Origin of the sequence: Streptosporangium sp. NPDC050284 (genome assembly GCF_044459525.1) — a bacterium.
Taxonomy (GTDB): domain Bacteria; phylum Actinomycetota; class Actinomycetes; order Streptosporangiales; family Streptosporangiaceae; genus Streptosporangium.
In genome coordinates, this window is sequence record NZ_JBITIZ010000004.1 from 117,333 (window position 1) to 139,720 (window position 22,388).

General features: G+C 69.0%; 18 protein-coding genes. 11 read left to right on the forward strand and 7 right to left on the reverse strand.

Translation table 11 applies throughout. From position 1 onward, the window contains the following. Positions 1-104 precede the first annotated feature (104 nt). The 3 genes from ACIBH4_RS11335 to ACIBH4_RS11345 form a co-directional block, all read right to left on the reverse strand. On the reverse strand, positions 105-3,218 hold the full coding sequence (locus ACIBH4_RS11335) for a phage minor head protein (RefSeq protein WP_362766909.1): 3,114 nt from the start codon (positions 3,216-3,218) through the stop codon (positions 105-107). After that, positions 3,218-5,926, reverse strand: a complete 2,709-nt coding sequence (locus tag ACIBH4_RS11340) for a hypothetical protein (protein ID WP_362766912.1) — start codon at positions 5,924-5,926, stop codon at positions 3,218-3,220. Before ACIBH4_RS11340 ends, ACIBH4_RS11335 begins: the two co-directional genes overlap by 1 nt. Before the next feature lie 318 nt (positions 5,927-6,244). Then, a complete protein-coding gene (locus tag ACIBH4_RS11345) occupies positions 6,245-7,600 on the reverse strand; it encodes a helix-turn-helix transcriptional regulator (RefSeq protein ID WP_362766915.1) in 1,356 nt (451 codons plus the stop codon). Between the two features lie 255 nt (positions 7,601-7,855). Between ACIBH4_RS11345 and ACIBH4_RS11350 the strand changes: the two genes are divergently transcribed. The 10 genes from ACIBH4_RS11350 (at position 7,856) to ACIBH4_RS11395 (ending at position 16,254) form a co-directional block, all read left to right on the forward strand. Then, positions 7,856-8,410 carry an AAA family ATPase gene (locus ACIBH4_RS11350; RefSeq protein WP_362766918.1) on the forward strand — a complete coding sequence of 185 codons (555 nt, stop codon included), beginning with the start codon at positions 7,856-7,858 and terminating at the stop codon, positions 8,408-8,410. Further along, positions 8,407-8,928: a dCTP deaminase domain-containing protein gene (locus tag ACIBH4_RS11355; RefSeq protein WP_362766921.1), complete on the forward strand. Its 522-nt coding sequence runs from the start codon at positions 8,407-8,409 to the stop codon at positions 8,926-8,928. The genes ACIBH4_RS11350 and ACIBH4_RS11355 overlap by 4 nt, the downstream gene beginning before the upstream one ends. Positions 8,929-8,963: 35 nt before the next feature. After that, positions 8,964-9,500 carry a dCTP deaminase domain-containing protein gene (locus tag ACIBH4_RS11360; RefSeq protein ID WP_362766924.1) on the forward strand — a complete coding sequence of 179 codons (537 nt, stop codon included), beginning with the start codon at positions 8,964-8,966 and terminating at the stop codon, positions 9,498-9,500. After that, positions 9,497-9,961 carry a hypothetical protein gene (locus ACIBH4_RS11365; protein ID WP_362766927.1) on the forward strand — a complete coding sequence of 155 codons (465 nt, stop codon included), beginning with the start codon at positions 9,497-9,499 and terminating at the stop codon, positions 9,959-9,961. Before ACIBH4_RS11360 ends, ACIBH4_RS11365 begins: the two co-directional genes overlap by 4 nt. Before the next feature lie 28 nt (positions 9,962-9,989). Further along, on the forward strand, positions 9,990-10,886 hold the full coding sequence (locus ACIBH4_RS11370) for a class I SAM-dependent methyltransferase (protein WP_362766930.1): 897 nt from the start codon (positions 9,990-9,992) through the stop codon (positions 10,884-10,886). Positions 10,887-11,000: 114 nt separating this feature from the next. Beyond that, positions 11,001-12,050 (forward strand): NAD-dependent epimerase/dehydratase family protein, encoded by a 1,050-nt coding sequence (locus ACIBH4_RS11375; RefSeq protein WP_362766933.1) that lies wholly within the window; start codon positions 11,001-11,003, stop codon positions 12,048-12,050. Between the two features lie 90 nt (positions 12,051-12,140). Further along, complete coding sequence (locus ACIBH4_RS11380; protein ID WP_362766936.1) at positions 12,141-13,202, forward strand: Gfo/Idh/MocA family oxidoreductase; 1,062 nt, start codon at positions 12,141-12,143, stop codon at positions 13,200-13,202. Continuing rightward, the gene (locus ACIBH4_RS11385; protein WP_362766938.1) at positions 13,199-14,767 is read left to right on the forward strand and encodes a glycosyltransferase family 4 protein; all 1,569 of its coding nucleotides are present in this window, start codon (positions 13,199-13,201) and stop codon (positions 14,765-14,767) included. Before ACIBH4_RS11380 ends, ACIBH4_RS11385 begins: the two co-directional genes overlap by 4 nt. A 108-nt stretch (positions 14,768-14,875) precedes the next feature. Next, on the forward strand, positions 14,876-15,694 hold the full coding sequence (locus ACIBH4_RS11390; protein ID WP_362766941.1) for an aminoglycoside phosphotransferase family protein: 819 nt from the start codon (positions 14,876-14,878) through the stop codon (positions 15,692-15,694). Between the two features lie 98 nt (positions 15,695-15,792). Beyond that, on the forward strand, positions 15,793-16,254 hold the full coding sequence (locus ACIBH4_RS11395) for an NUDIX domain-containing protein (protein WP_362766944.1): 462 nt from the start codon (positions 15,793-15,795) through the stop codon (positions 16,252-16,254). Here ACIBH4_RS11395 and ACIBH4_RS11400 read toward each other — a convergent pair. Next, positions 16,244-17,230, reverse strand: a complete 987-nt coding sequence (locus ACIBH4_RS11400; protein WP_362766947.1) for a GNAT family N-acetyltransferase — start codon at positions 17,228-17,230, stop codon at positions 16,244-16,246. The two genes, ACIBH4_RS11395 and ACIBH4_RS11400, sit on opposite strands and share 11 nt — an antisense overlap. Then, positions 17,227-17,865, reverse strand: a complete 639-nt coding sequence (locus ACIBH4_RS11405) for a hypothetical protein (protein WP_350946945.1) — start codon at positions 17,863-17,865, stop codon at positions 17,227-17,229. The genes ACIBH4_RS11400 and ACIBH4_RS11405 overlap by 4 nt, the downstream gene beginning before the upstream one ends. A gap of 153 nt (positions 17,866-18,018) precedes the next feature. Between ACIBH4_RS11405 and ACIBH4_RS11410 the strand changes: the two genes are divergently transcribed. Then, complete coding sequence (locus ACIBH4_RS11410) at positions 18,019-19,359, forward strand: hypothetical protein (protein WP_362766950.1); 1,341 nt, start codon at positions 18,019-18,021, stop codon at positions 19,357-19,359. 267 nt (positions 19,360-19,626) lie between these two features. Here ACIBH4_RS11410 and ACIBH4_RS11415 read toward each other — a convergent pair whose 3' ends face one another. Together ACIBH4_RS11415 and ACIBH4_RS11420 are read right to left on the reverse strand one after the other, a co-directional pair. After that, on the reverse strand, positions 19,627-20,712 hold the full coding sequence (locus ACIBH4_RS11415; protein WP_362766953.1) for a DUF6744 family protein: 1,086 nt from the start codon (positions 20,710-20,712) through the stop codon (positions 19,627-19,629). A gap of 51 nt (positions 20,713-20,763) precedes the next feature. Then, complete coding sequence (locus tag ACIBH4_RS11420) at positions 20,764-22,380, reverse strand: VWA domain-containing protein (RefSeq protein ID WP_362766955.1); 1,617 nt, start codon at positions 22,378-22,380, stop codon at positions 20,764-20,766. Positions 22,381-22,388: the final 8 nt, after the last annotated feature.

The following is a 22,388-nucleotide window of genomic DNA, read 5'->3' on the forward strand; positions in this document are numbered from 1 at the left end:
CGCAGCCGGCCGGGACGTACTCTCGTAGACGACCCGGCCGGTGGTCTCCTTCACCTGCCACACAGGCCGGTTGGCGGCGCGGGCCGCGCACGGCGTACACGCCATCACGCCGCCTTGATCTCAGCGGCGAGCGCTTGTGCGATCTCCGCGCGGATCGGCGCCAGCCCGGCAGCCAACGCCTCGATTTCAGCGCGGGCCGCTTGCCGACGTTCCATCTCGTCGACCACAGCGACAGCCAACTGCTCGTAATCGACGACCGGAACCGCCGGGACCGCCAGGGCGGGGGCGACGGCCGCGGTCAGCGCCAGGTTCGCCCGGCCGATGACCACGGACGCGGCCAGCCGGGACGGATGCCCGGGGACCGGCACCGACAGGACCGCCCGCAGCGCCCACCGCCCGGACTGCTCCTGCCGCATGTGGTAGCTCGGCTGGCAGGCGGTGAACACCATACGGTCCCAGTCGCTGAGCCAGGGCGCGGCCGCACCGCTGAACCACATGCCGCGCTCGTTCATCCCCACGGTGATCACCCCGGCGACGGTGCGTGAGTCGTCGAACTGGCAGGCGGCGGTCTCGCATTCGGCGCCGTCCCGGTGGTGGCCGACGTTCATCGTGAACGCGCCGACCTTCACCGTTGTCCCGTCGTCCAGGTTCATCCTGGCGCGCAGGAAACCCGTCAGGTCGATGTCACCGAGGCTCTCGATCGTCAACCGGCGGCCGGGGAACCCTTCGTGCGGCACACCGGCCTGCGCCACCCACCCGTAGATCCGGCCGTCGGCGTAGTGGACGCCACCCGAGTCCGGCGGCAGCTCCTTCACCGTCGGCTCGTGGAACCACGCGGCGGGCAGAGCGGGCAGGGCTTGCAGCTCGTGCCACGCGGACGCGGTCAGCGGGTCCATCACCTCGAGTTCGCTGCTGCTGTCGCACTCCTCGCAGTCGCCGGAGGCGGCCAGGCCCGGCGCGGGCGCGCCGACTGGGTCGAGGGTGATGCACGCCTGCGCGAAAGCGGGCATGGCCACCAGGGTGGCGCCGCGTACCCGCGCCTTCGTGATGCGCATGACGAAGTCACCGGCCTGCTCGGAGAACAGCACTTCGCCCGGCTTGTCGTCGCCGTCGCCGGCGGCCGCGGCGATGCCCGCCGCGGTGAGCGCCGCCCGCAACCCGTCGCCGCTCATCGCCCCCTGCTCGCCGGTCGTCCACTCCACCACCTGGGTGGCTCGCACCGACCAGGCGCCGCCCGGCAGCTGCATGACCGACGCCTCCTTCAGGGACGCCAGCAAAACCACCTCGTCCTCAGCTGGGTGCTCTTCGCGGCGGCGCCGGTCGACGAGCTCCATGTCGACGTCGTCCAAGTCGACGGACACCCCCAGCGGCGCCTGCTGCTCCAGCAGGTCGATCGCCGCCTGCCCCGCGCCCCGGTCCGGGTACAGGACGCCGCCTCCGGTGATACGGCCACCTACCCGGTTGATCTGCTGAATCTCCCCGGCGAGGACAGCGCCCTGGTGGCCGCCGCGCATTTCGTCGGCGTACTGCAGCGGCCACGACTCGCCGTCCCAGTACAGGGCGCGCGGCGCGAAAATCCGGCCGTCCCCCGTCTCCTCGTCTTCGAACGCGAGCGCCGTCTCGCCCGGCGTGGACCAGCGGCGGGGCGGCTGCGCGGCAGCGGAAAGGTCCTGGTCAGGCATGGCGTCTCCTTCAGAAGCCGAGAGTGGAATGTCGGTGATGTCGCCGTTGAACACGACGCGCAGCCGATCAAACGTGATCGGCCCGGTCCGGTCGACCAGCCCGGCAAGCTGGGCCAGGTCGTCGCTGTAGGTGAGGGTGACGTGCGCCACCCACGGGGTGTGCTGGGCCGGGAACGCGTACACGTCGCCGACGCAGTACGTCACCGCGTTTTTCACCTGGGCGAGGTGTTCGCCGCCGACGCCGAGCACAAGCGCCGTGTCCGGCTCGGAGCTACCCGGGTTGAACGCGCTGAGCGCGAACCCGTCGCCCTGCACGGGCAGCGGCACACCGTCGACGTCGCGCAGCTCCGCGACACACCCCCGCAGCCGGTCCACGATCTCCTGCCGGGTTTCGGCGTCAACGTCGTCGCCGTCGCCGAGGAACAGCAGCGTCAGGTGCAGGTCGTCGGCGAGTTCGCCGTCGTCGACCAACAGCCGGTCGATGTCGGCTTGCGACGGCACCAACGCCACCATCGCCCCCGTGTACGGGCCGCCCGAAGCGGCACTAATGTCCCTCACAACCCCTCGCTTTTCGAACCCGTTGACGACATCGTTGATTTCCTGGTCTGACAGCCCCTGCCGGCCGGTGTCAGGCGGCGGCTCGGCCGACTCCTCGGAATGGAACGTCATCGCACACCGGCAGTTCACCGTGTTGCCCGGCGAAGCGATCGGGTCGCCGGGGAAGTCGAGGAACTCGCCGCCCACACGAAACACCCCGTCCAACGGCACCACCTGCCCGTCAGCGCGGAAATGCGCGTCGCGGGTGCGCAGGTCCAGCGTCGCCAGCCAGCTTTTGAACAGCGGCCGCGATCCGGACGGCTGGGAGCGGGCGACATGCAACGCCGCCCAGTTCCACGCGGCCAGCGTTTCCGTGCGGGCGATACGGGCGGCGCGGGCCTCCCCCAGCTGGGCTCCGCCTTCCCGGAACGTGGCCTGCAGCCGAGCCCGTAACCCGTCCATGGTGTCGCCGGCGGCGACCCCGTCCGCGAGGGACTGCCGGGCCGCCCGCCACAGGCTGTCGCCGACGTCACGCAGCCGGTTCTCCGCGGCGAGCAGGTAGTCACGGACCACGTCGGGCAACTCCAGCGGCCGGTTCATATACAGGTCGACCAGGTCTGGGATGTCAGCAGGCCGGTCCGGTTCGCCGGCCTTCACCGGCGAAGGATCAGGCGGCGGGGTGCTGGGCTGCTGGTCGGGCACGCCGAGCGCCCGCCGCGCCGCCACCAGGGCGGCGCCGAACACGGTCAGCAACGCCAGCACGATCACGAGGAGCGCCGCAGCCCACAACTCGGAGACGCGGCGCGCGTCAGCGTCATCAACCGGCTCCCCCTGAGCCACCAGATCCCCTACGGCGGTGGATGCTCGCAGGGAGGCCGCGTACTGGGCGGCGACCCGATCCAACGCTGCCCGCACAGCGCGCCCCACCATGGGTTCCAGCCCGGCCAAAGCCCGCGCCACCTGATCACGCTGCCCGGCCCGCGGATCACGCCCGCCCATCACGTCTCCTTGGAGTGCAGCAGCACCAGGCCATACAGCACATCCCGTAGCTCATCGTCGTTCAGGCCGTGCCGGCGCTTCATCTGCTCGACCAGGTCGCGCCCCCTGCGGTCCATGTGGGCGAGCGTCCCCGCCGGGTCGTGCACGGCTGCGGCAGCGGGCAGTGTGTCCGGCATGTTTTCGGTCTCGTCGACCGGCAGCCCCGGCTCCCGCCCGATCGGCTCCTCTCGGGCGTCGCGGGCGGCGCGGGCCTGCTTCTCCTCCAGGGTGGGCGCGTCGTCGTCGTCGAACCCTGTCTCCCGGCGCAGCGCCTGATCAGAGATGACCCCGCGGTCGTGCACCTCCAGCGCGGTCTGCGGCCGGTTCGCGCGGATCCGCAGCAAACTGGTTTCGTACCAGACCAGCGCCTGCTCAGCCTCTGGGTGGTTTTCGTCTTCCAGGGTGGGTCGCAGCCACTGCGTGGTCAGCGCGTCAGCGAGGGTGCCCAGGCGCGGCTCCACCGCCAAAGTGATCGCTTCCTCTTTCAGCTGCCAGCCGGAGTTACCGGTGAAGAACACCGTCCCTTCGTGGCGTGCCAGCCATGTGCCGTTCGGGGTGGTCGGGCACCAGATCGTGCCGGTGTACAGCTCTTCGGTGAAGCTACGGCCGCGTGGCGCGAACGTCGCCCGGTCGGAGCCGATGACCATGTGCTGGGTCTTCTTGCGCGGCCCTGACGCGGACGTTCCCCACCCGTTGTGCTCGGTCCGGTACGACGAGCGTCCAGACAGGATCAGAGCCAGCTCGAAGGCGTCGCACATGCGCGGGTTCTTCTGCCCGAACACTGGCGTCTTGCCCTGCATGTAGTGGCCGTCTGCGCGGATCGCGGTGTCGATGAACAGCTCCAGCTGGGCGGCGGTGAGGGAGCGGACGAAGTCGAGCGTGACGATCCGCTCGGGGGCGTGCTCGACCACCACTTCGGCGGCGGCCGAGTTCAGCCGGAATTCCGTCAGCTGGCCATTCGCCGAGATGGTCATCCGCCAGCGCGGTATGGCGTCGCGGGTCTTGCTGTCGCCGGCGAGGTACTTGCCGGCCATTACCTTGGAGACGCCGAGCCGGCGGCCGATGTCGGCGTTGGTCATCGTCGGGTTTTCGGCCTTCAGCCGCTTGGCTTCGTCGCGGCGGGCGACCGATTCGGGGCTGGCGTAGCGGCCGCCCTTGTCGAGGGTTTCGCTCGACGGGCCGAACAGGGCCGTCAGGGCGCGCATGATGCGGTCGCAGTTGCCGGGGTTGACGTGGTGCGACTGGTAGATGGACACCTTCGGCGTGTTGCGGCCCTGCCGGACACCGGAGGTTCCCTCGGTGAAGTACCAGGCGACCGCTTCCACCAGGGCGTCGCTGTACTTGGGCTCCGTGGGCAGGTCGGCGTTCGGGGCGGCCAGCACCAGGTACTCCTGGCGTTGCGTGTCCGGGCCGTCGTGGTGGGCGGCGTCGGCGAGCTCGCCGCTGGTCGTCCAGGCGCGGGCACGGTTGCGTCCGGTGACGAGCGGCCAGCGGTGCTTGGCCGTCGTGATCGAGGTATGACGCCTGCCCTTGATCTTGATCATGGGTTCGTCGACGACGTCCCAGGTGTTGACGGCGGTGAGGGGCTGCCACTGCGACAGTCCGGTCTCGTGGTTGAGAGTCAGAACCGGTTCGCCGACCGTGAGCTGGTCGTAGGTCTTCCAACCCGACCCCGTCATGATTTCCACATGGCGCACCGTACACCAATGATTTACTTCACCTGTGCCCAACAGGATTTCCGCCGGAGTATCCAAACCTGTGGCGAATCGGCGGATGGTTTCCTCGCGGAGCTTCGCCGCCAGGTCGTCGAAGTCCGACTCAAACGTCACCCGTTCGATCTTGCCGATCGCGTCGGCCGGCACCTCCAGAATGATCGGCACTGCGGCCGCCGCACTCTCGGGATCCTTGTACGCGGTTTCAGCGACCTGCATGAACACGTCGATCAGGTCGTCTTCTTCGCCGTCCAGCACACCCGGTTTGGACGGGAACCGGGTTCCGTGCGGCACCAGCAGCACGCCGCGCCCCGTCAGCCGGGAACGGGCGATCGACGCGACAGCCGCGTTCAGCAGCCGTAGTTCTTCCAGCAGGCCCAGCGACGACCGGATCGGCGAGTCCGCTTCGATATGCCGACGCGGGTGCGGATCCCACACGCGGATCGCGGCCGGCGCCAGCGGGTCAGCGGGTTTAGACGGGTCATGCGGCGGGATCGGAACCGGCTCGCCGTCGATCTCCGCCTCCAGGTCCTGGCCTTTCGATGTCACCTCTAGCACCGACAGGGCCCGCCAGTCCTCGCCTGTGCGCTGCCCGGTACGGGCGTCCTCAGTGGGACGGATAACGATCCACCCTTCGCCGGCGACCACCAGGTGCGGGCCGAACGCGGCGAGCAACTGCGACTGCCCAGCCGGGCCGCCGGCGATGGACGCCACCAGCTCGGATGCCCGGTGGCTGTCAGGTAGCGGCTTGACGGTGCCGTCCTCGTCGCGGACGCCAGCGAACAGGCGGCCCTTGCCCATGGCGTTGCCGATCCACTTCGACGCGAACCGCACCTCCGGGGTGGTGTCGTAGTAACTCCACGCTCGGTGTTGCCACGACTGGTCCGGCTGGGTGATTCGGAACCGGCGGGCGGCCCAACGCTGAGCCGCCGCGACGAGTTCACGCGGTTTCCTCACCTGGAACCACCGGGCTGGCAGCTGGTCACGTCACGGGCCCCCGAAGACGTAGGGTGCCCGGCCCTCAGCTCAGCGGCGCACGGGCCAGCCTAGCGGGCGGCTCTAGCCGATCTGGGAAGGTGATGTGGAGAGCGGTTGCCGAAGTCCCGCGCCGGTCTGGGCTGATTCTGGGACTAGGGTCGGGCACCGCATACAGACCGGGAAGTATCAACGGCCGTTCTTGCGGCCAATCTTGGTCGGTGATCATCGTCCGGTGCTCCCGCAGCGGCGTCGTCGCGCTGGGCCGGGCCACTGGGCGAAGTTAGTGCTTTTACTCGGTTAAGCGGTGAGGTCAAGGAAGTCTCGGACAACTGCCACATGCCGGTGTTTAGCGAGTTTGCCCCTCAAGTCGTCCAGAGTCGCTGTCGATCGGGCCGAGTCAACGCCACCGAGGCAGCGGACAGCATGGTCGGCGACCGCGACCGCTTGGTCCAGGTCGCGCAGTGCCAGGTGAGCATCCGCGGCGCGCGCTAGATATATGGCATGCGTGCGCGGATACTGGTCGTCTCCCGCGTAGTTAGCGTCAATCGCGGCGTCGAATCGGCGGATTGCTTCATGGGGGTCGCCGAGCTGAAGCGCGGACGAGCCAGCGATCATTTCCACCTCGCCCAGGGTTACCCAATACAGGTAGGGCGGATCATCGGCGTGCGGCCCGAAGGCGAGTAGATCACGTGCTTGGTGCAGCGCGCGAGCGCAGGCGCGCCGATCGCCAGCTTTGGAGTAGGAGCGGGCGGCACGGGCGGCGAGCATCGCGCGGAAGCGGGGAGTGGCTTTGTTTTTCGTCTGGACTTGAGCAGCTTCGATGAGGGCAACGGCGTCGTATGGATCTCCAGCGGTGTAATGCTGAATGGCTCGGAAAGACAGCGCGTACGCGCCAACGAGGGCGTCGCCTGCGGTAGCCGAGGCGCGCAGCGCCGCGTCGAAGAACTTCTCCGCTTGGGCGTGGAAGCCGTCGTCGAAGTGGACCCAGGCGCAGCAGCGAGCGGCTTCGGCGGCGGCTGCGTACAGGCGGCGGCTGGTGGGTCCGTCGAAGCGCGCATCCTTGACCAGCCCGACGATGAATGAGAACTCGGCCATCGCGAGGTCGCGGAGGTGGGCACTGCCCAGGGCGTCGTCGAGATGACGGAGGCGATCCAGGCGGACCTCAAGGTGATCCACCATCGGCGCGGATATGCGGCGCCGACCGGTCGAGACCGGGCTGGTTATCGCGGCCATGGCCTCTTGCCAGCCCGCAACGGAGGAGCCGAGAGCAGCCGACGTCATGATCAGAAACTCGCGTCGGTCCACCGCGCCTCCCCGTGCCAGATCAGTCAGCACTCCTACCGTAGCTGCCTGATCCCCATAGCAGGGAGACCCCTGTATCTGGTGGCATGCCGTTGCCAGCCACTCCGGCCACGGCATCGCTTTCACGAGCGCAGCCGGTACCCCATGCAGTTCTGCAATCGCCCGCTGCGCGGAAGCCTGCGGGACCACCGAGCCAGACTCCCAGCGGTAGATCTTCTGTCGCCGGTGCGACAGCCCCCCGAGCCTGAGTGCCTGATGCACCTCATCCAGCTTCTTCGCGTACTCGGCCTGCGACAGACCGAGCTCAGCACGCAAGATCACCAATGGATGATCTTTGAGTGGTTCCGTCATACGGCTGCTCCCCAGGGGTGGGTGTGCTTGCCAGTACTCTCACGATCCCGCACCCGCGCCTTGATCGCCTAGCGCTCGCGGGCGAGAGGCTACAGCGGCTGCGCGAAAAGACTACAGACAACCTCTAGTCAGCCTTGTGACATCAGGTTTTCATAGCCATCAGCACTGGTGAAAGGCATGAGAGCACGCTCTCGATGATGTGCTTCTCAGTCTGGCTTTCCTTAATCGCACGCCCGTGAAGGGGCCTGGTTTCGCATGCACAGACTCGCGCTCCACGGCTTGCCCGGCGCCGGTAAATCCACCTTCGCCCGCCTGCTGACCAAGCAGCTCGACGCGGCCGGGGTGACATCCACGATCGTCAAAGTCGGTGCGCCCCTGTATGAGCTGCAGGCACTCATTCACACGGTCGCCGGACGCCCCCTGCTCTCCCCTGCTGTGCAGGATGGGCTGCTGCTCAACGACCTGGCCGGGCATCTGCGTCGGATCAATCCCACCGCATTGACCGACCTGTTCGCCGCCAAGGTGGCCACCGCTGCTCCCGCCACCGTGATGGTGTGCGACGACATGCGCGCCCCCGACGTCGACGCGCTGGTGGCCCTTGGCTTCCTGCTCATCGAGGTCCACGCCCCCGAAGACACACGTCGAGCGCGCAAACAGGCCCGCGGTGACCTCACCACCGGCGATGAGGAGCATCCGAGTGAAGCACCCATCGGCCGTGTCCCGTACTACCGGGTGGCCAACCATGGTGGTCTGGCGGCGCTCCGCGCTCAAGCGGCCTTTCTGATCGACCAGCTGGCGGTCAAAGCATGATTCTCACCGGTCCGGCAATCACGGCCGAGCAGCAGCGCGGACGGATCGTCATCGACCCGTTCACCCCTGATCTGGTTAATCCCAACAGCGTCAACTACCGGCTCGGTGCGACCTTGCGCCTGCACCGCAGCACGGTTATCGACCCGCTCGGTGATCACCCCACCGAGGAGATCGTCATCCCCAAAGACGGAGTCGTACTCCGGCCGGGTCGCGTCTACCTCGGTACCACGCTGGAGCGGATCGGCAGCGACCACTACGTGCCGTCCCTGATCGGCCGCTCCTCTCTCGGCAGGCTCGGGGTGTTCCTCCAGGTGTCGGCTGACCTGGGAAACCTCGGCGCAATTCACCGGTGGACGTTGGAGCTCGTGGTCGTCCAGCCGATCCGCCTGTACGCGGGGATGGTGGTGGGTCAGGTGTCGTTCTGGGTACCCGACGGAGCTATTCATCCCTACGTGGGGCACTTCGGGGGTTTTTCTACTGCTGTTACTCCGCCGCCACGGCTGCTCACGGCTTCCTGACCCGCCATTTCGACGCCACCGCCAGGAGGCCCCCGATGATCTTGACTGGTTCGGAGATCACTCTCCAGCACGCCGCGGGACGAATCACCATCGACCCGTTCACCGCTGATCAAGTAAATCCCAACAGCTATAACTTCCGGCTCGGCCCGATACTCAAGACCTACACCTCCGAGATCCTGGACGTCGCCCAGCCCAATCCCGTCATCGAGCACACCATCCCCGCCGAGGGGATCGTGCTGGAGCCAGACCGCATCTACCTTGGCCACACCTTGGAGATGATGGGCAGCGACCACTACGTGCCGATCATCCGGGCCCGCTCCAGCATCGCCCGGCTCGGCCTGTTCGTCCACGTGACCGCCGACCTCATCGACCTCGGCTCACACAACCAGTGGACACTGCAGCTGCACGCCGTGCAGCCCGTACGCGTGTACCCGGGCCTGCTCATCGGCCAGGTGACCTTCTGGCGTGTACAGGGCGACATCACCCTGTACACCGGCAAGTACCAGGGTGCGCGCGGACCCCGCGAGTCGGAGATCTACCGCGACTTCCGCCCTCCGGGACACATCGCATGACCCCCTCCCCAGAGAAGGACCCGTCCGCGGGCTGCGGCGATGAGACCAACCGCCGGGTGGTCGCCGCCGCCTACGAGCTGATCTCCTCGCGCTACGTGCTGGCCCGGCACCAGATCGGCGCCGCCATCCTCGACCGAAACGGCGGCCTCCATCTCGGCCTGCACCTGGATGCCATGGTCGGCCGCGCCGCGGTGTGCGCCGAAGCCGTCGCGCTCGGCGTCGCTCGCATGGCCACCACCGCCCCGCTGATCATGGTCGCCGCCGTACGGTACCCCAAACCGCAGGAGGACGAGCCCGCACGGCTGGTGCCACCCTGCGGGCTATGCCGCGAACTCCTGCTGGACCACGCACCCGCCTTGGCCGTCGTCGTCGGCACCCCCCTCGGCCCGCGCACTGTACCGCTGGCCGAGCTGCTGCCCCACAAGTACGTCGGCACCAAATGGGCCACGTCCGGCCCCTGACCCCTGCCGCAACCGAAGGAGAACGCACATGGACTTCCGCACGCCCGCCCTCGACCAGCTCGCCGACACCATCCCCCAGGAGTACTTCGAGCTGAGCGCCGAAGACGCCCGCGACCGCTACTTCGCCGACACGCGCATGCTCGATGGCAAGCAGCTCGCCCACAACCGATTCCGCACCAACCCTCGCACCATGGTCGATCATCTGCTGGAGCAGATGGCGCTGACCGGCACCGAGTCCTGGCTGGACGTGGGCTGCGGCAACGGATTCGTGGCCGAGCAGATCCGCCCCCACCTCTCCGACGGCCGGATCGTCGGCCTCGACATCGCCCCCGGCGTGCTGAGCGCCGCCCGCCAGCGGATGGCCGGTGTCGCCACCCCATGCGAGTGGATCGAGGGCAGCGCCGACGACCTGTCCATGTTCGCCGACAACTCCTTCGACCGCGTCACAGCGATCTACATGATGCACTACGTCTCCGACATCGACGCCTGCCTGAGCGACGTCGTACGGGTGCTGGCCCCAGGCGGACGGTTCATCCTGACCACCGACCGGCCCGACTCCATGGTGGAAATGTTCGACGCCCACTTCACCGCCATGAAGCAGATGAACGCTCCCAAACACCTGTTCAAGGCCACCCCCAAGGCCCGCATCTCGTTGATCAACGGTCATGACCAGCTCGCCGCCCACTTCACGGAGATCGACCTGCGCACATGGCAGGACCAGCTTCGCTTCACCGCCGTCGACCCGTTCCTGGACTTCTACGCCGCACACAACTACTGCTGTGCCGCCTCCCAGCCGGGCGACGAACTCGAAGCGGGCTTCTACACCGAGCTGCGTGAACGCGTCGGCGAGCAGGTACAGACGGTGATCGACCGCGACGGCTACTTCGCGGTCACGAAGTTCACCGGCTCCTTCATCTGCCAGTAACCGCCAGCGAAGCGGCCCGGCGGCGAAGGAGCGGACACCCCCTTCCGGTCCGCCGCCCTCCTCACAAGCCTGCACCCGCCACCTCCGGCACCAACCAGGAAAGGATCTTTCACGATGTTCACCGATCTGGTTGAACTCGACGGAGCACGCATCCTCATCACCGGCGGAGCCGGGCTCATCGGCGCCGCCATCGCCCGGCACCTCAGCGCCGTAGGCGCAAGCGCGACCGCCGTGGACGACCTGTCCGGCTACGACTCGGCCACCTACGCTCTCCTGGGCGCCACCCAGGACACGCCCGGCCTGGTCGTCGGCGACATCAACGACCAGCCGCTCATCGACCGGCTCGTCCGGAGCAGCGACTTCGTCATCCACGCCGCCGCGTTCTCCACCGTGGCCGGATGTCTGCGCAACCCCGACGCTGCCTTTCACGCGAACATCGCCGGAACCCACCGCATCCTGCGCGCTGCCGCCGACGGCAGCGTGCGGCGACTGGTGTTCATCTCCTCCGCCCAGGTGTACGGGCACGGCGTCGCGGGCCTGGACGAGGTGCAGATCTTCACCGAGGACCAGCCCATGAGCCCGCTCAACCCCTACGCCACGGCCAAGCTATGGGGGGAGACACACACCCGGCACCTGCTGGAGGCCGCCGGGGTGGACTACACGATCGTCCGGCCGTTCTCGGTGTACGGCGAGCGGCAGATTCCCAAGCCGGGTGCCTGGTCGTGGGTGGTTGCCCAGTTCTGCATGTACGCCACCCTCGGCCAGCCGCTCCCGCTCAACAACAGCGGCCGCCAGGTCCGCGACTTCGTCCACGTCGACGACGCCGCCCACGCCATCATCCGCGCCTTGATCGCTCCGCAGGCGAGCGGCGCCACGTTCAACATCGGCACCGGCCAGACCACCAGCATCTTGGAGGTCGCCGAACTGGTCCGCTCTCACCTCCCCGCAACCGTGTTCGAGGCAGCGCCCAGGCCCGCCGGCGACCCACTCGGCGGCCGCGCCGATATCACGCGCATGACCAGCGTGCTCGGCTGGCAGCCGAGCACGCCGATCTCCGACGGCGTAGCCCGCTACCTGGCGTGGCTGCAGGCCACCCCGGCAGCCATCCCGTCGTGGCTGCCCGACGAACGCGACCGGGTCACCGCCTGGAACACCAGCCGCTAGCTGGACCCCCCGTCGATCGAGGGTGGCGCGTCAAGGCTGCGACGCGCCGCCTGTCCCTGTCCGTTCCTCGCGCATGTAGGTGGTTCCACAATGAGCAGATCCCTTCGCGCAGCAGTCATCGGCCTGGGCTGGGCCGGCACCGTCCACGCCCGAGCGCTGTCTCAGATGGACGGCGTGGACCTGGTCGCCGTGGCCGACACCGACCCCGATCGGCGCGCCGCCTACCCAGCCCTGCACCAGGCCGTCGATGTCGACGGCCTCCTGGCCCTGGATCTGGACTACTGCGTGGTGGCCACGCCGACAGCCACCCATGATCAGGTCGGGCTCGCCCTGGCCGCCGCCGGAATCAACGCCCTCATCGAAAAGCCCTTGGCTTCTACTCTGGCGGCGTCCAGGCGTTTAGTCGACGCCTTCGACCAGCAACGCCTCGTCGCGGCCGTCAACCACACCGAACGGCGAAACCCCGCCATCGGTGAGCTCGTCGCCCGGCTGCGCTCCGGCGAGTTCGGCCCCATCTACACCGTGGCCACCCGCCGACACAGCCCGTTCCCTGACCGGATTCGCGACGTGGGCGTGGTGAGCGACATCGGCATCCATGACGTCGACCTGGTGGCCTACCTGACCGGCCACCAGATCACGTCGGTCACCGCCCACACCGTCCGCATCTCCGGCCGCTCCCACGAAGACCTGGCCACCGCGACGTGTGTCCTGGACGGCGGGGGGCTGGCCACCATCGAGGTCAGCCGCATCGCGCCGCTCAAGGAACGCCTCGTCACCCTCTACACCGCCTCCGGACGGGTGAGCGTGGACGCGATCACGCGCACCATCACCCACCACACCAACGCCGCCCACCAGGGCATCGGCCAGTCGGAAGGCTTTCCCGGCATGGCCGCCGGGCCGATGATCAGATGCCGTGTCGACGGGGCGGAACCCTTCTACGCCCAAAACGAGGCATTCCGCGACGCGCTCTACGGCCGCTCGCACGACATCGTCACCCTGCACGAAGGAGCCGCAGCGGTCGCCGCGACCGAGGCCATTCTCACTGCCGCGCAGACCGGCAGCAGCACGCCCGTGCCTCGTCTGCAACCGGCAGGCCACGACGTACCAGCCACCGCCCTCGCTCTCATGCCCCAGGAAAGGACCCTGCTGTGAGGCTCACCATCGACACCGCCGTCCAGTTCTTCCCCCGCGGCGGCTCGGCCCAAGTCATCCGTTACCTGGCCGCTGACCTCACCGGCCGAGGCCATACCTGCCGCATCCTGTGCGGCTCCCTCGGCCAGCCCGGCCAGTTCAGCCACGCCGAAACCTTCTACCAGAATCTGCCAGTCACGGCGATGGACTACACGCCGGCCGCCGATGCCTACGCGCGGGGCGGCAGCGCGATGGATGGCCAGGCGGCGCCGTTCCACCCTTCCTTCGAAGACCGTGGCCCGGACGCGCCGGACCGCATGTTCACCGCCGTCACCGCTCCCACGACAGCACACCTGGTCAATGCGTGGGCCCAGCATCTGATCAGCCGTCGTAGCCAACGCCCCGACGTCGTCCACGTCCACCACCTCAGCCACCTGCAGGCCGCAGTCGCCCGCGCCTACCCGGGCATCCCGAGGGTCACCACCTTTCACGGCACCGACCTCAAGCTGCTCGACCAAGCCCAGCAGCACACCAGGTTGGCTGCTCGAACAGGGGTGTCCTTGGAGCAGCTGGCGCGAGCATGCCGCCACCCTGACCCCGGCGCTCGCCATGACGCGCTTGAGCAGCTCCTGCCCCGCGAGCTTGAGGCCGCGTTGCGCGAGCGGGTACACGCCCTCGACTGGCGACACTGGAGCCACGCCGACAGTTGGGTTGCCCTGATGAACGCCTACGCCCGGCAGGCCGGCCGGATCGTCACCGTGTCGACCAGCGACCAGGCCGAGGTCGAGCGGCTGCTCGGCCTCCCCGCCCCCCAGGTAACCGTCATCGGCAACGGGGTGGACACCACCCGGTTCGTACCGCAACACCTCACCGTCGGTCAGAAGCTGGCGCTGCTGCGCCACTGGCTCGTCGATGATCCCCAAGGGTGGGCGCCCGGGCAGATGCCGGGCAGCATCCGCTACACCGACGAGGACCTGGCGGCCATGCTCACCCCCGACGGGCAGCTGCGGCCCATCATCTTGTGGATTGGCCGCTACCAGCAGGTCAAACGCCTCAACGTCCTGCTGGAGGCATTCGCCACCACGATCAAGGAGACCTCGCCCGCGCCGATCCTGCTGCTGTGGGGCGGCTACCCCGGCGAAAACGAGGGCGAGCACCCGTATGAGGCCGCACGCAGGCTGGGCATCGACCGGCACGTCTACCTGATCGGCTGGCGCGGCCACGACGAACTGCCGGCCGGCCTCAACTGCGCCGATCTCATGGCCGCCCCCGCGGTCAACGAAAGCTTCGGCATGGTCTACATCGAAGCCGCCGCGTGCGGCGTGCCACCGATCGCCACCAGCACGGGTGGCCCCGCCACCCTCATCACTGCGCGTGGGCCGCAGGCGGACGGGTGGCTGGTAGCACCCGACGACGTCGCCGACCTGGCCGCCGCCCTGACCTCCGCGCTCGCCGATCCGGCCGAACGCACCCGCCGATCAGCCAACGGCGTCGATCATGTCCGCCGCGATTACGCCTGGCCACGGGTAGCCGACCGATACCAGCAGGTCTATCAGGAGGTAATGCAACAGCAGCCAAAAGCTTGATCGAATGCCCGTGATGGTCTGACATGAACTGCGATAGCCTCGATGACTCATCTACCGCTTCCTTAAAAGCGCCCCTTTTCGGGGACGGCAGGAAGGCGAGGCACCCGCGTGACAGTCAGCCAATCCACTACCCATGATCTCGACATCGGCGACCACGTCGTGATCAAGCGATATCGGTCGTGGGAGCGGCGAGAACCCCACCGCGAATGGGCCGCGCTGACACTGCTTGCCGAGCACGCGCCCGGCCTGGCACCCGCGCCCATCCAGGCCGACCTCGACGCGGCGCCGCCCGTGGTGGTGATGAGCCGCCTGCCCGGCCGAGTGCTGCGTGGCGAACACGCCACGAGCGAGCAGGTCGCCGCGGTGGCCGCCGCCCTCGCCCGGCTGCACCAGGCGATCCCCACGCACGTGATCGAGACCGTCGAGCCCGCCGCGTGGGGACCAGCCGCCGCCGTGACCAAGGTCCGCACCTGGGCCGACAAGCAGCCGAACCTCGGGGAGGATCCCCTGGCGCTGCGGGCCTACCAGGCAGGGACAGCGTGGCTGGCCAGTGCAGCCCCCGACGCGCTCACCACCGACCCGCTGCCCCCGGTACTCGGCCTGTCCGACGGCAACCACGCCAACTACCTGTGGGACGACCATCAGGTGCGGATCATCGACTGGGAAGACTCCGGCCGTAGCGACCGCATGTTTGAACTCGCCGAAGTGGCCGAGCACATCTCCCGCGTCGACGGCACCTTCGACGCAGAGCACCTTCTGGCTAACAGCGACCTGACCCGTCAGGAGACCGCACGGGTGCGGGACTTCCGGCGGCTGCTCGCCCTGGGCTGGTTTCTGATGCTCGGCCCTGATGGGCCCTTCGCATCCCGCAACCCGGAAGGCACGTTGGAACGCCAGGCCGAGCGGGTTTTGCACCTGCTCGGCTGACGCTCCACCTTCTCAACACCAGCTTCAACGACCGCGAGCCCATCGTGGAAACCCCTGCTCATGCGCTGGCCACCTTCCAGGCCAGCGACAATAGGCGCATGCCCACCCCGACCCTGCGCCACGCTGCCCGCGTCGTCACCCTCGATGAGCACGACCGGCTGCTGCTGCGCTATGAGGAAAACGGCGGATTCTGGGCCACCCCCGGTGGCTCCCTGGAACCCGGTGAAGACCATCACAGCGCAGCGCAGCGGGAGCTTCGCGAGGAACTCGGCGTCAACGATGTCACGCTCGGCCCTGAGCTTGCCGTTCGCAGCAAGGACCACCTGGTCGGCGGCCAGCCGGTTCGGCAGGTCGAGAAGTACTACGCCGCCCGCGTCCACGCCGATGACGTCGACCCCGAGCATGCGACCCAGCCTGATGACATCCGCGCCTGGCGCTGGTGGACCCTCACTGAGCTGGCCACCAGCGACCAAACCGTGTACCCGATCGGGCTGGGTGACCTCATCGCTGGATACCTTCGCGACGGCGCCCCGGCCACACCGCTCGAACTCACCGATTGAGCCGGAGCGTCAGCGGCGCCTGGTAGGAGCGGACTTCCTCCACCGTGGCCAGGCCTGCCGCGTGCAGATCAGCCAGCAGGGCACGTTCGGTGGTCGAGACGACGGCGCGAGCCACCAGGGCGTCGTGCCGGGCACCTGCGTCGAGAACTGCCGCGATCAGCGGGCCGACCAGGGCCGCCCGGTCTGCGCCGGGGTGAACGAGCACCTCAGCTAGCAGAGCCTCCGCCGGCTCTCCGGGGTTGGCGTGGATCAGCGGGTACATCAGGGCGGCCGCCTGTAGCTCCCCGTCAGGGCTGGCCACACCGACCAGACCATCGGTGACGAACCGCTCGTCGGTGCTCCACCGCCGGTAGATGCCTGCGGCGACCAAAGGCTCACAGGTGGGGTGGACCGCGTAATACAGGCGGCCCAGCGCGGCGGCATCCTCCGCGCCCAAGACCCGCAGGTCCGGCAGGTCTCCCCCCGGCGCGGGAATGGTCAGGGTATGCAGCAGGGCGGCAGTGGAGTGCAGGCGCCACCCGGCTTTCGTGAAGAACGCGCAGCCGTGCCGTCGGATCGCCGGGATCTCCGCGGTGACCAGGACCGTCTCACGATCAAGCAGGCATGCGTTGACCTGCTCCAGCAGGACGGTGCCCAGCCCTTGCCGTTGCCAGCCCGGGTCGACCACCGGCCCCCACAGGCGACCCGGTACGCCGGGCCCGGCGGGGTAGCACAAGGCTGCTGCCGCGACCAGGTCGCCGCCCGCGGTACGGGTCAGGAACATCAGCGTCGGAGGGGAACCCTCGAAGGTCCGCAGCAGGGACCGCACCAGGGCCGCCGTCATCGGCCGCTGATCCGGCCAGCCGCGCAGCGCAGCATGGCCGAGGTCGGCGAGCTCCGCGTCCAGGAACGTACCGGGCTGGTAGACGGAGATGCTGACCGGCAACGTCACCGGCGCACTGGCGTAGTCAACTGGCGACGCACAGCTGTTCCTCACGAACGTTCCTCCTTGAAAGCGATCAGAGAATCGAAGAAGTTCGGGCGTTCGAGTACCAGCCGTGTCGACAGGCAGCGGGTCCGCAGCAACTCCTGCAGCTCACGAACGGCCTGGGTGTCGGGCAGCGTGCCCTCACGGACGGCCCGGCGCAGCGCGAGCAGCCGGGGAAGCCTCGCCTCGAGTTCGGCCAAGCCGACCGTTTCACGACCGAGCCACTCCGTGAAGCGCTCCTCGGTCATGACCTCCCACACCGCGATGTCCTGCCATGTCCCGTCAGGGCCTGCAGCGGTGACCAGGTGCGGGAGGCGGCACAACCCGAGCCGAGGCAGGGGCGGCCGCAGCGGGCTCGTCACCCACGCGCCGTGCAGACCATGCCGACGTCGTACTTCGTGCAGGTGCTTGGCGAAGGCCAACGCCAGACCGGCCTGGGCCAGGGCGGCGCCGACCGGAGCGACCGCCACGGCGTCAACCCAGGAGCGGCGGGCAACGCCGAGCGCGACACGCACCGCGGCAGCCGGGTCGTGTTCCTCGTACCAAACCCGGCGCCCCGTGGTGCTGCTGGTGACGATTCCCGGGCCGAACAGTTTGGCCGCGTCAGCGGCAGTGAACCACCGCTCTCCCTGCTGGGTAATCAATCGTCGGCCCCTCCCGTCGCGCTTCGCTCTCACACCGTCACGTTCTGGTCTCACTGACGAGTGAAGGGCGCAACGACCTGATCGAACAGGGCTTTCGGTATTGGATGGTTTTGGATCCTCGGGCCACATGGAAAGCGACACGAGGGGATAGAAATGCCGAGACAACGACACCACCCGGTGAAGAACACCGCCCTGCAGGAGGCGATCGCGGCCGCTGGGAAGCCCTACACACACATCGCGAAAACGATCAACGCTGTCGGGGCTGAAACTGGGCAGGGTATGTACTACGACCCGGCCGCTATCGCACACTGGCTGTCGGGGACCATCCCTGCGTCGGCGGCGGTTCCCGTCATCGTCGAGGCGTTCGTCCGGCTGCTCGGCCGTGACCTCGCCGCTCACGACCTGGGGTGGCCACACAACGAAGCGGCACCTGAGAATCCGTGGGAGTGCGATCCCATGACCTGGGTGACCCGCCTGGGGAGGGACGACATGCTCAACCGGCGATCGCTGCTCAGCGCTGGCCTGTACTCGCTTGCCGCGCTGAACCTGCCGCCCGCACTCCTCACCACCGTTGACCGTCCGGGGCAGCCTCGCCAGGCCGGCGACTCCGACGCCGAACGCATCCGCGTGATGAGTAGCCAGTTCTCCGCCGCCGACGACCTGTTCGGCGGCGGCCACGCACGCACCGCCGTCCTCGCCTACCTCGTTCACGAGGTGGGGCCCCTGCTGCAGGGCACCAGCGGGCAGGCCCGGCCCGCGCTGTTCTCAGCCGCCTCCCAGATGACGTATCTGGCGGCGTTCATGGCCTCCGACGCTGGGGACTCTCCCGGGCTGGCGCAGAACTATTACATTCAGGCTGCCCGGCTCGCCCAGGAAGCCGGCGACCCGGTGGCGAAAGCGACCGCTCTGCGGGGCCTCGCGGTCCAAGCCGTCGAGCTCGGCCACCCTGCCCGCGCCGTCGATCTCGCCGAGGCGGCGGCGTCGACCCTACGCGGCGGCCCGCTCCGGGTCCGCGCCTGGATGGCCGGCATGTGCGCCGAAGCACACGCCGCCAACGGCAACCCCAAGGCCGCGCTCATCGCGCTACGCCAAGCCGAAGCAGACGTGGAACGCGCCGATTCCGTGCCCGAGTCGCAGTGGACGGGCGCCTACCGCCGCGCCGCCCTGGAGCACCAGACCGGGATGACGCTCGCCCACCTGGCGGACCTGCCCGCCGCCCAGCGGCACCTCATCGACTCCAACCGTGCCCGCCGCACCGTCGAACGCCGCTCCCGCGCGCTCATCACCTGCCGCCTCGCTGACCTGCAGGTCCGCCGGCGTCACCCCGACGAGGCCGCCGCCACCATCCTGCAGCTCCGGACGGATCTTCCGCTGCTCACCTCGGGGCGCGTCAAAACCGAGCTCGGCCGGTTGCGGGCCTCCTGGGTTCCCGCCCGTTCCAACCCCACCGTCGACGAGGCCGACCGGCTCATCGCCTCCTTGTCCGATCGCTGATCCGAGCGTCAGCCGCTAGCTGCCGCCGACCTGCACGGCCTCCTGCCCGCGAACACCGCCTGGCCGGGCAGGCGCCCCGGCAGGGGGGGAAAACCGTGCGGGGGCGGCGCTGAGCGCGTCTGTGACGCGGCCTCCACGGCCCGCAGGGGACCCAGGTGGGGTTGAGCCGGGGAAGCCGTACGGTTCCGCCGACACGGAAAACCCCACCCCCTCTGTGCCTGCTGGCCGGGGGTGGGGTGGGGGTTTCCGCTGCGCCGCCTGGTCGCGTCACCCGCTGCGGGCCAGCAGGTTGCTGAACTGGGCGTTGACCAGCAGCAGGGCGTCTTTGGTCTCCTCCAGGGAGGAGCTGAGCAGCGTGGAGTGTTCGGCGGTGGCGGCCTGCAAAGCCCGGAACCGCTTGTGCAGGCCGGCGATCGTGGCGTCGGAGTGGCCTTCCCGCTGGGCTGCGGCGATGTCAGCGGCGAGCTTGTTGAGGTCTTCTTTGGCTTTCGCGGTGAACGCCGCGATGACCATCTCTCGCATCTCCTCCTGGTCGGGGAGGGGGACACGCACCAGGTGGCTGCCTCCGCCCATGCGTTCGGCCAGCTCGCGCAGCGCCGCCAGCGTGTCGGCGTGGGTGCGGTGGACGAAGTAGACGCCTCCGGTGGCGCGGACCCGTACCGCCTGCAGCGCTTCCACGTAGGTGCGGATCACGGTGCGCAGCCGGTCACTGGTCAGGTACCTGCACTGGTACCGGAACTCCTCTTCGATCTTGTCGAGGGTTTCGCGGACCTTCGTCTGCTCTTCGGGGGCCAGCGCGGTGATCGCGGCGTGGTCAGGGATGACCTGCAAGGTTCCCTTGCCGGGTTTGCCGGAGTCGAGCGGGTCGCGCCAGAACACGACCTCCGCGAGCCGAGTGTCGTAGGTGAGCCGGGAGCGGCCCTCGTCGCGGACCTCCCGCACCAGGTGTCTCACCAGCCGCAGCCCCTCACGGCTGACGTGGCGGATCATCAAGGTCGCCTCCCGCTCCTTGTCGCCCGGCGCGCGGCGCCGCCGCCCGGCCGGGGCGCCGTCCAGCGAGTAGGTGACGCGGACCCCTGTCTTGCCGGTCACCCGCTCGTAGGCGTCGATCTCGCGGATCTCGCCGGGCACGAACGCCGAGTCCAGGCCCAGCTCCAGGAACCAGCGGTGCATCATGTCGACGGTCACTTTCCCCTCGAAAATCGAGTACAGGACGAGGTGCCCCAGGATCGGCGTCTGCCCGCCCTCCAGGGAGGCGTAGTTGCTGAACGCTGCGAGCGTGTCGAGGGCTCCGCCCTCCTGCGGTGCGGCCTGCTGGGCTGCCTGCGGTACTGCCTGCGGGTCGATGCTCATGATCCAATTCCCTTCTGCTGCTTCAACGGGCGTTTCAGTACCGTGGTGGGGTCAGATGAGGCGGAACAGGTCGGCGGCCGTGTCGAGGTCGGCCAGGTCGGTGACGGTTCGTACGCTGTCGCAGAGCTCTTCCAGGGCCGGGCTGGGGCGGACGGCGACCGCCACCCCGAACACGCGGTGGCCCAGCAGCGCCTTGCGCCGACGCCACTGCGTCATCCACTCGTCGTCGACGCCGCACTCCCCGTCGGTGATCAACACGATGTCGCCGTGCCGGGTTCCGTCGCCGTCGTACTGCCCCTGCAGCACGTCGGCCGCCGCGTCCAACGGCGCCTGGAAGCTGGTGCCGCCGCCGAAGAAACGCTCGGCGAACTCCAGCACCTGCTCCAGGTCGGCGCGGCCCTCCCGGAACGTGAACACCTCCACCTGCTGGGCGTTGGCGAACAAGACGCCGACGAACGTGCGGCGGCTGGCGCGGGCCTGGTCCAGCAGGGCCAGCGCGCACGCCTTCGCCCACGCCTCCCTGGTGACGCCGCTGCCGTCCTTCGACTTCATCGAACCGGAGCAGTCGACGCAGGCGATGATGGCGCCCTCCCCTGCGATGTCCTCACCGCGCGTCTCGTACGTCATCAGCCGCCGCTCGGCCAGACGGCTGACGAAGTCGCCGCGCAGCGGCGGCACCGCCAGCGCGGCCAGCTCCGAGGGGACCAGCCGGCACAGGTCGTCGCCGAGGGTGACGCCGACCAGCTCGCCGGGCGCGCCCCGCACCTTGCTGGCCCGCTCCCCTTTCGCCATGGCGCGGAACCGGCCGATCAGTGATGCGAACTCCGCCAGCCGGTTACCGGCCAGCCGCTGCGCGAGCTGGCTGCGCTCCTCGAAGCTCATCCGCTGCAGCTGCCCGGCTTGTACTCCCCACCCGGCCAGCACGTCGGCTTCGTCGCTGGCCTGCTGCGCGGCTTCGGCGGCGGCGGCGCGGGCGGCGGCGTCGATGCGGGGGCCGGCTTCGGCGAGCGCCGCGTGAGCGTCCACGTCGGCCTGGGCGGCGGCTTGGTCGGCGGTTTCGGCGGCTGCGATCGCTGCCGCCACCTGCTGTTCGGCACCGTCAGGAACACCACCGCCGCTGTCGCCGTCGGCTGCTGCTGCGGCGGCGGCTTGTAGGGCGTCTTGTACGGCGTGTGCCGCCTGCGCGGCGAGCTGGCGGGCGTCTTCGGCGGCTTGGGCGGCCTGCTGCGCCTGCCGGGTCTCCTCCAGCATGGCGCGCAGCGCGGCGCTCTGCGCCAGTACCGCCATCGCCGCGGCGTAGGGGTCGCCGACGGTGTGGGTGCGCAGCTGCGTGAAGTCGGCGCTGCCCAGCAGCGCCGACACCACCCGGTGGTTCAGCAGCCTGGAACGCTCCATCTCGGAGCTGGGCCGCGGCTGGGGCGCCGCCTTGTAGGCGGCGCTCCACACGTCGCGCAGCAGGTCGTCGGTGTGGTCGTGCCGGTCGGCCAGGTCGTAGGCCAGGTCGCGCAGCGCGCCCGCCTGCTCGTAGGTGTCGCGCCACGCCATCTCGTCGAACGGGTCGCTTGCGATGGCGCTGGTGTGCAGGGTGGGCGGGGCGGCCAGGCCGAGCCACCGCCCGGCGCGGGCCGCGAGGTCTTTCAGCGCGGTCAACGGCTTACGTTTGATCATGTCGTGTG

What these genes read in the sequence shown, in the direction of transcription:
- ACIBH4_RS11375 (WP_362766933.1), top strand. Translation starts at nt 11,001, where the DNA reads ATGTTCACCGATCTGGTTGAACTCGACGGAGCACGCATCCTCATCACC.
- ACIBH4_RS11370 (WP_362766930.1), top strand. Translation starts at nt 9,990, where the DNA reads ATGGACTTCCGCACGCCCGCCCTCGACCAGCTCGCCGACACCATCCCC.
- ACIBH4_RS11380 (WP_362766936.1), top strand. Translation starts at nt 12,141, where the DNA reads ATGAGCAGATCCCTTCGCGCAGCAGTCATCGGCCTGGGCTGGGCCGGC.
- ACIBH4_RS11365 (WP_362766927.1), top strand. Translation starts at nt 9,497, where the DNA reads ATGACCCCCTCCCCAGAGAAGGACCCGTCCGCGGGCTGCGGCGATGAG.
- ACIBH4_RS11360 (WP_362766924.1), top strand. Translation starts at nt 8,964, where the DNA reads ATGATCTTGACTGGTTCGGAGATCACTCTCCAGCACGCCGCGGGACGA.
- ACIBH4_RS11410 (WP_362766950.1), top strand. Translation starts at nt 18,019, where the DNA reads ATGCCGAGACAACGACACCACCCGGTGAAGAACACCGCCCTGCAGGAG.
- ACIBH4_RS11355 (WP_362766921.1), top strand. Translation starts at nt 8,407, where the DNA reads ATGATTCTCACCGGTCCGGCAATCACGGCCGAGCAGCAGCGCGGACGG.
- ACIBH4_RS11420 (WP_362766955.1), bottom strand. Translation starts at nt 22,380, where the DNA reads ATGATCAAACGTAAGCCGTTGACCGCGCTGAAAGACCTCGCGGCCCGC.
- ACIBH4_RS11345 (WP_362766915.1), bottom strand. Translation starts at nt 7,600, where the DNA reads ATGACGGAACCACTCAAAGATCATCCATTGGTGATCTTGCGTGCTGAG.
- ACIBH4_RS11335 (WP_362766909.1), bottom strand. Translation starts at nt 3,218, where the DNA reads ATGGGCGGGCGTGATCCGCGGGCCGGGCAGCGTGATCAGGTGGCGCGG.
- ACIBH4_RS11415 (WP_362766953.1), bottom strand. Translation starts at nt 20,712, where the DNA reads ATGAGCATCGACCCGCAGGCAGTACCGCAGGCAGCCCAGCAGGCCGCA.
- ACIBH4_RS11350 (WP_362766918.1), top strand. Translation starts at nt 7,856, where the DNA reads ATGCACAGACTCGCGCTCCACGGCTTGCCCGGCGCCGGTAAATCCACC.
- ACIBH4_RS11395 (WP_362766944.1), top strand. Translation starts at nt 15,793, where the DNA reads ATGCCCACCCCGACCCTGCGCCACGCTGCCCGCGTCGTCACCCTCGAT.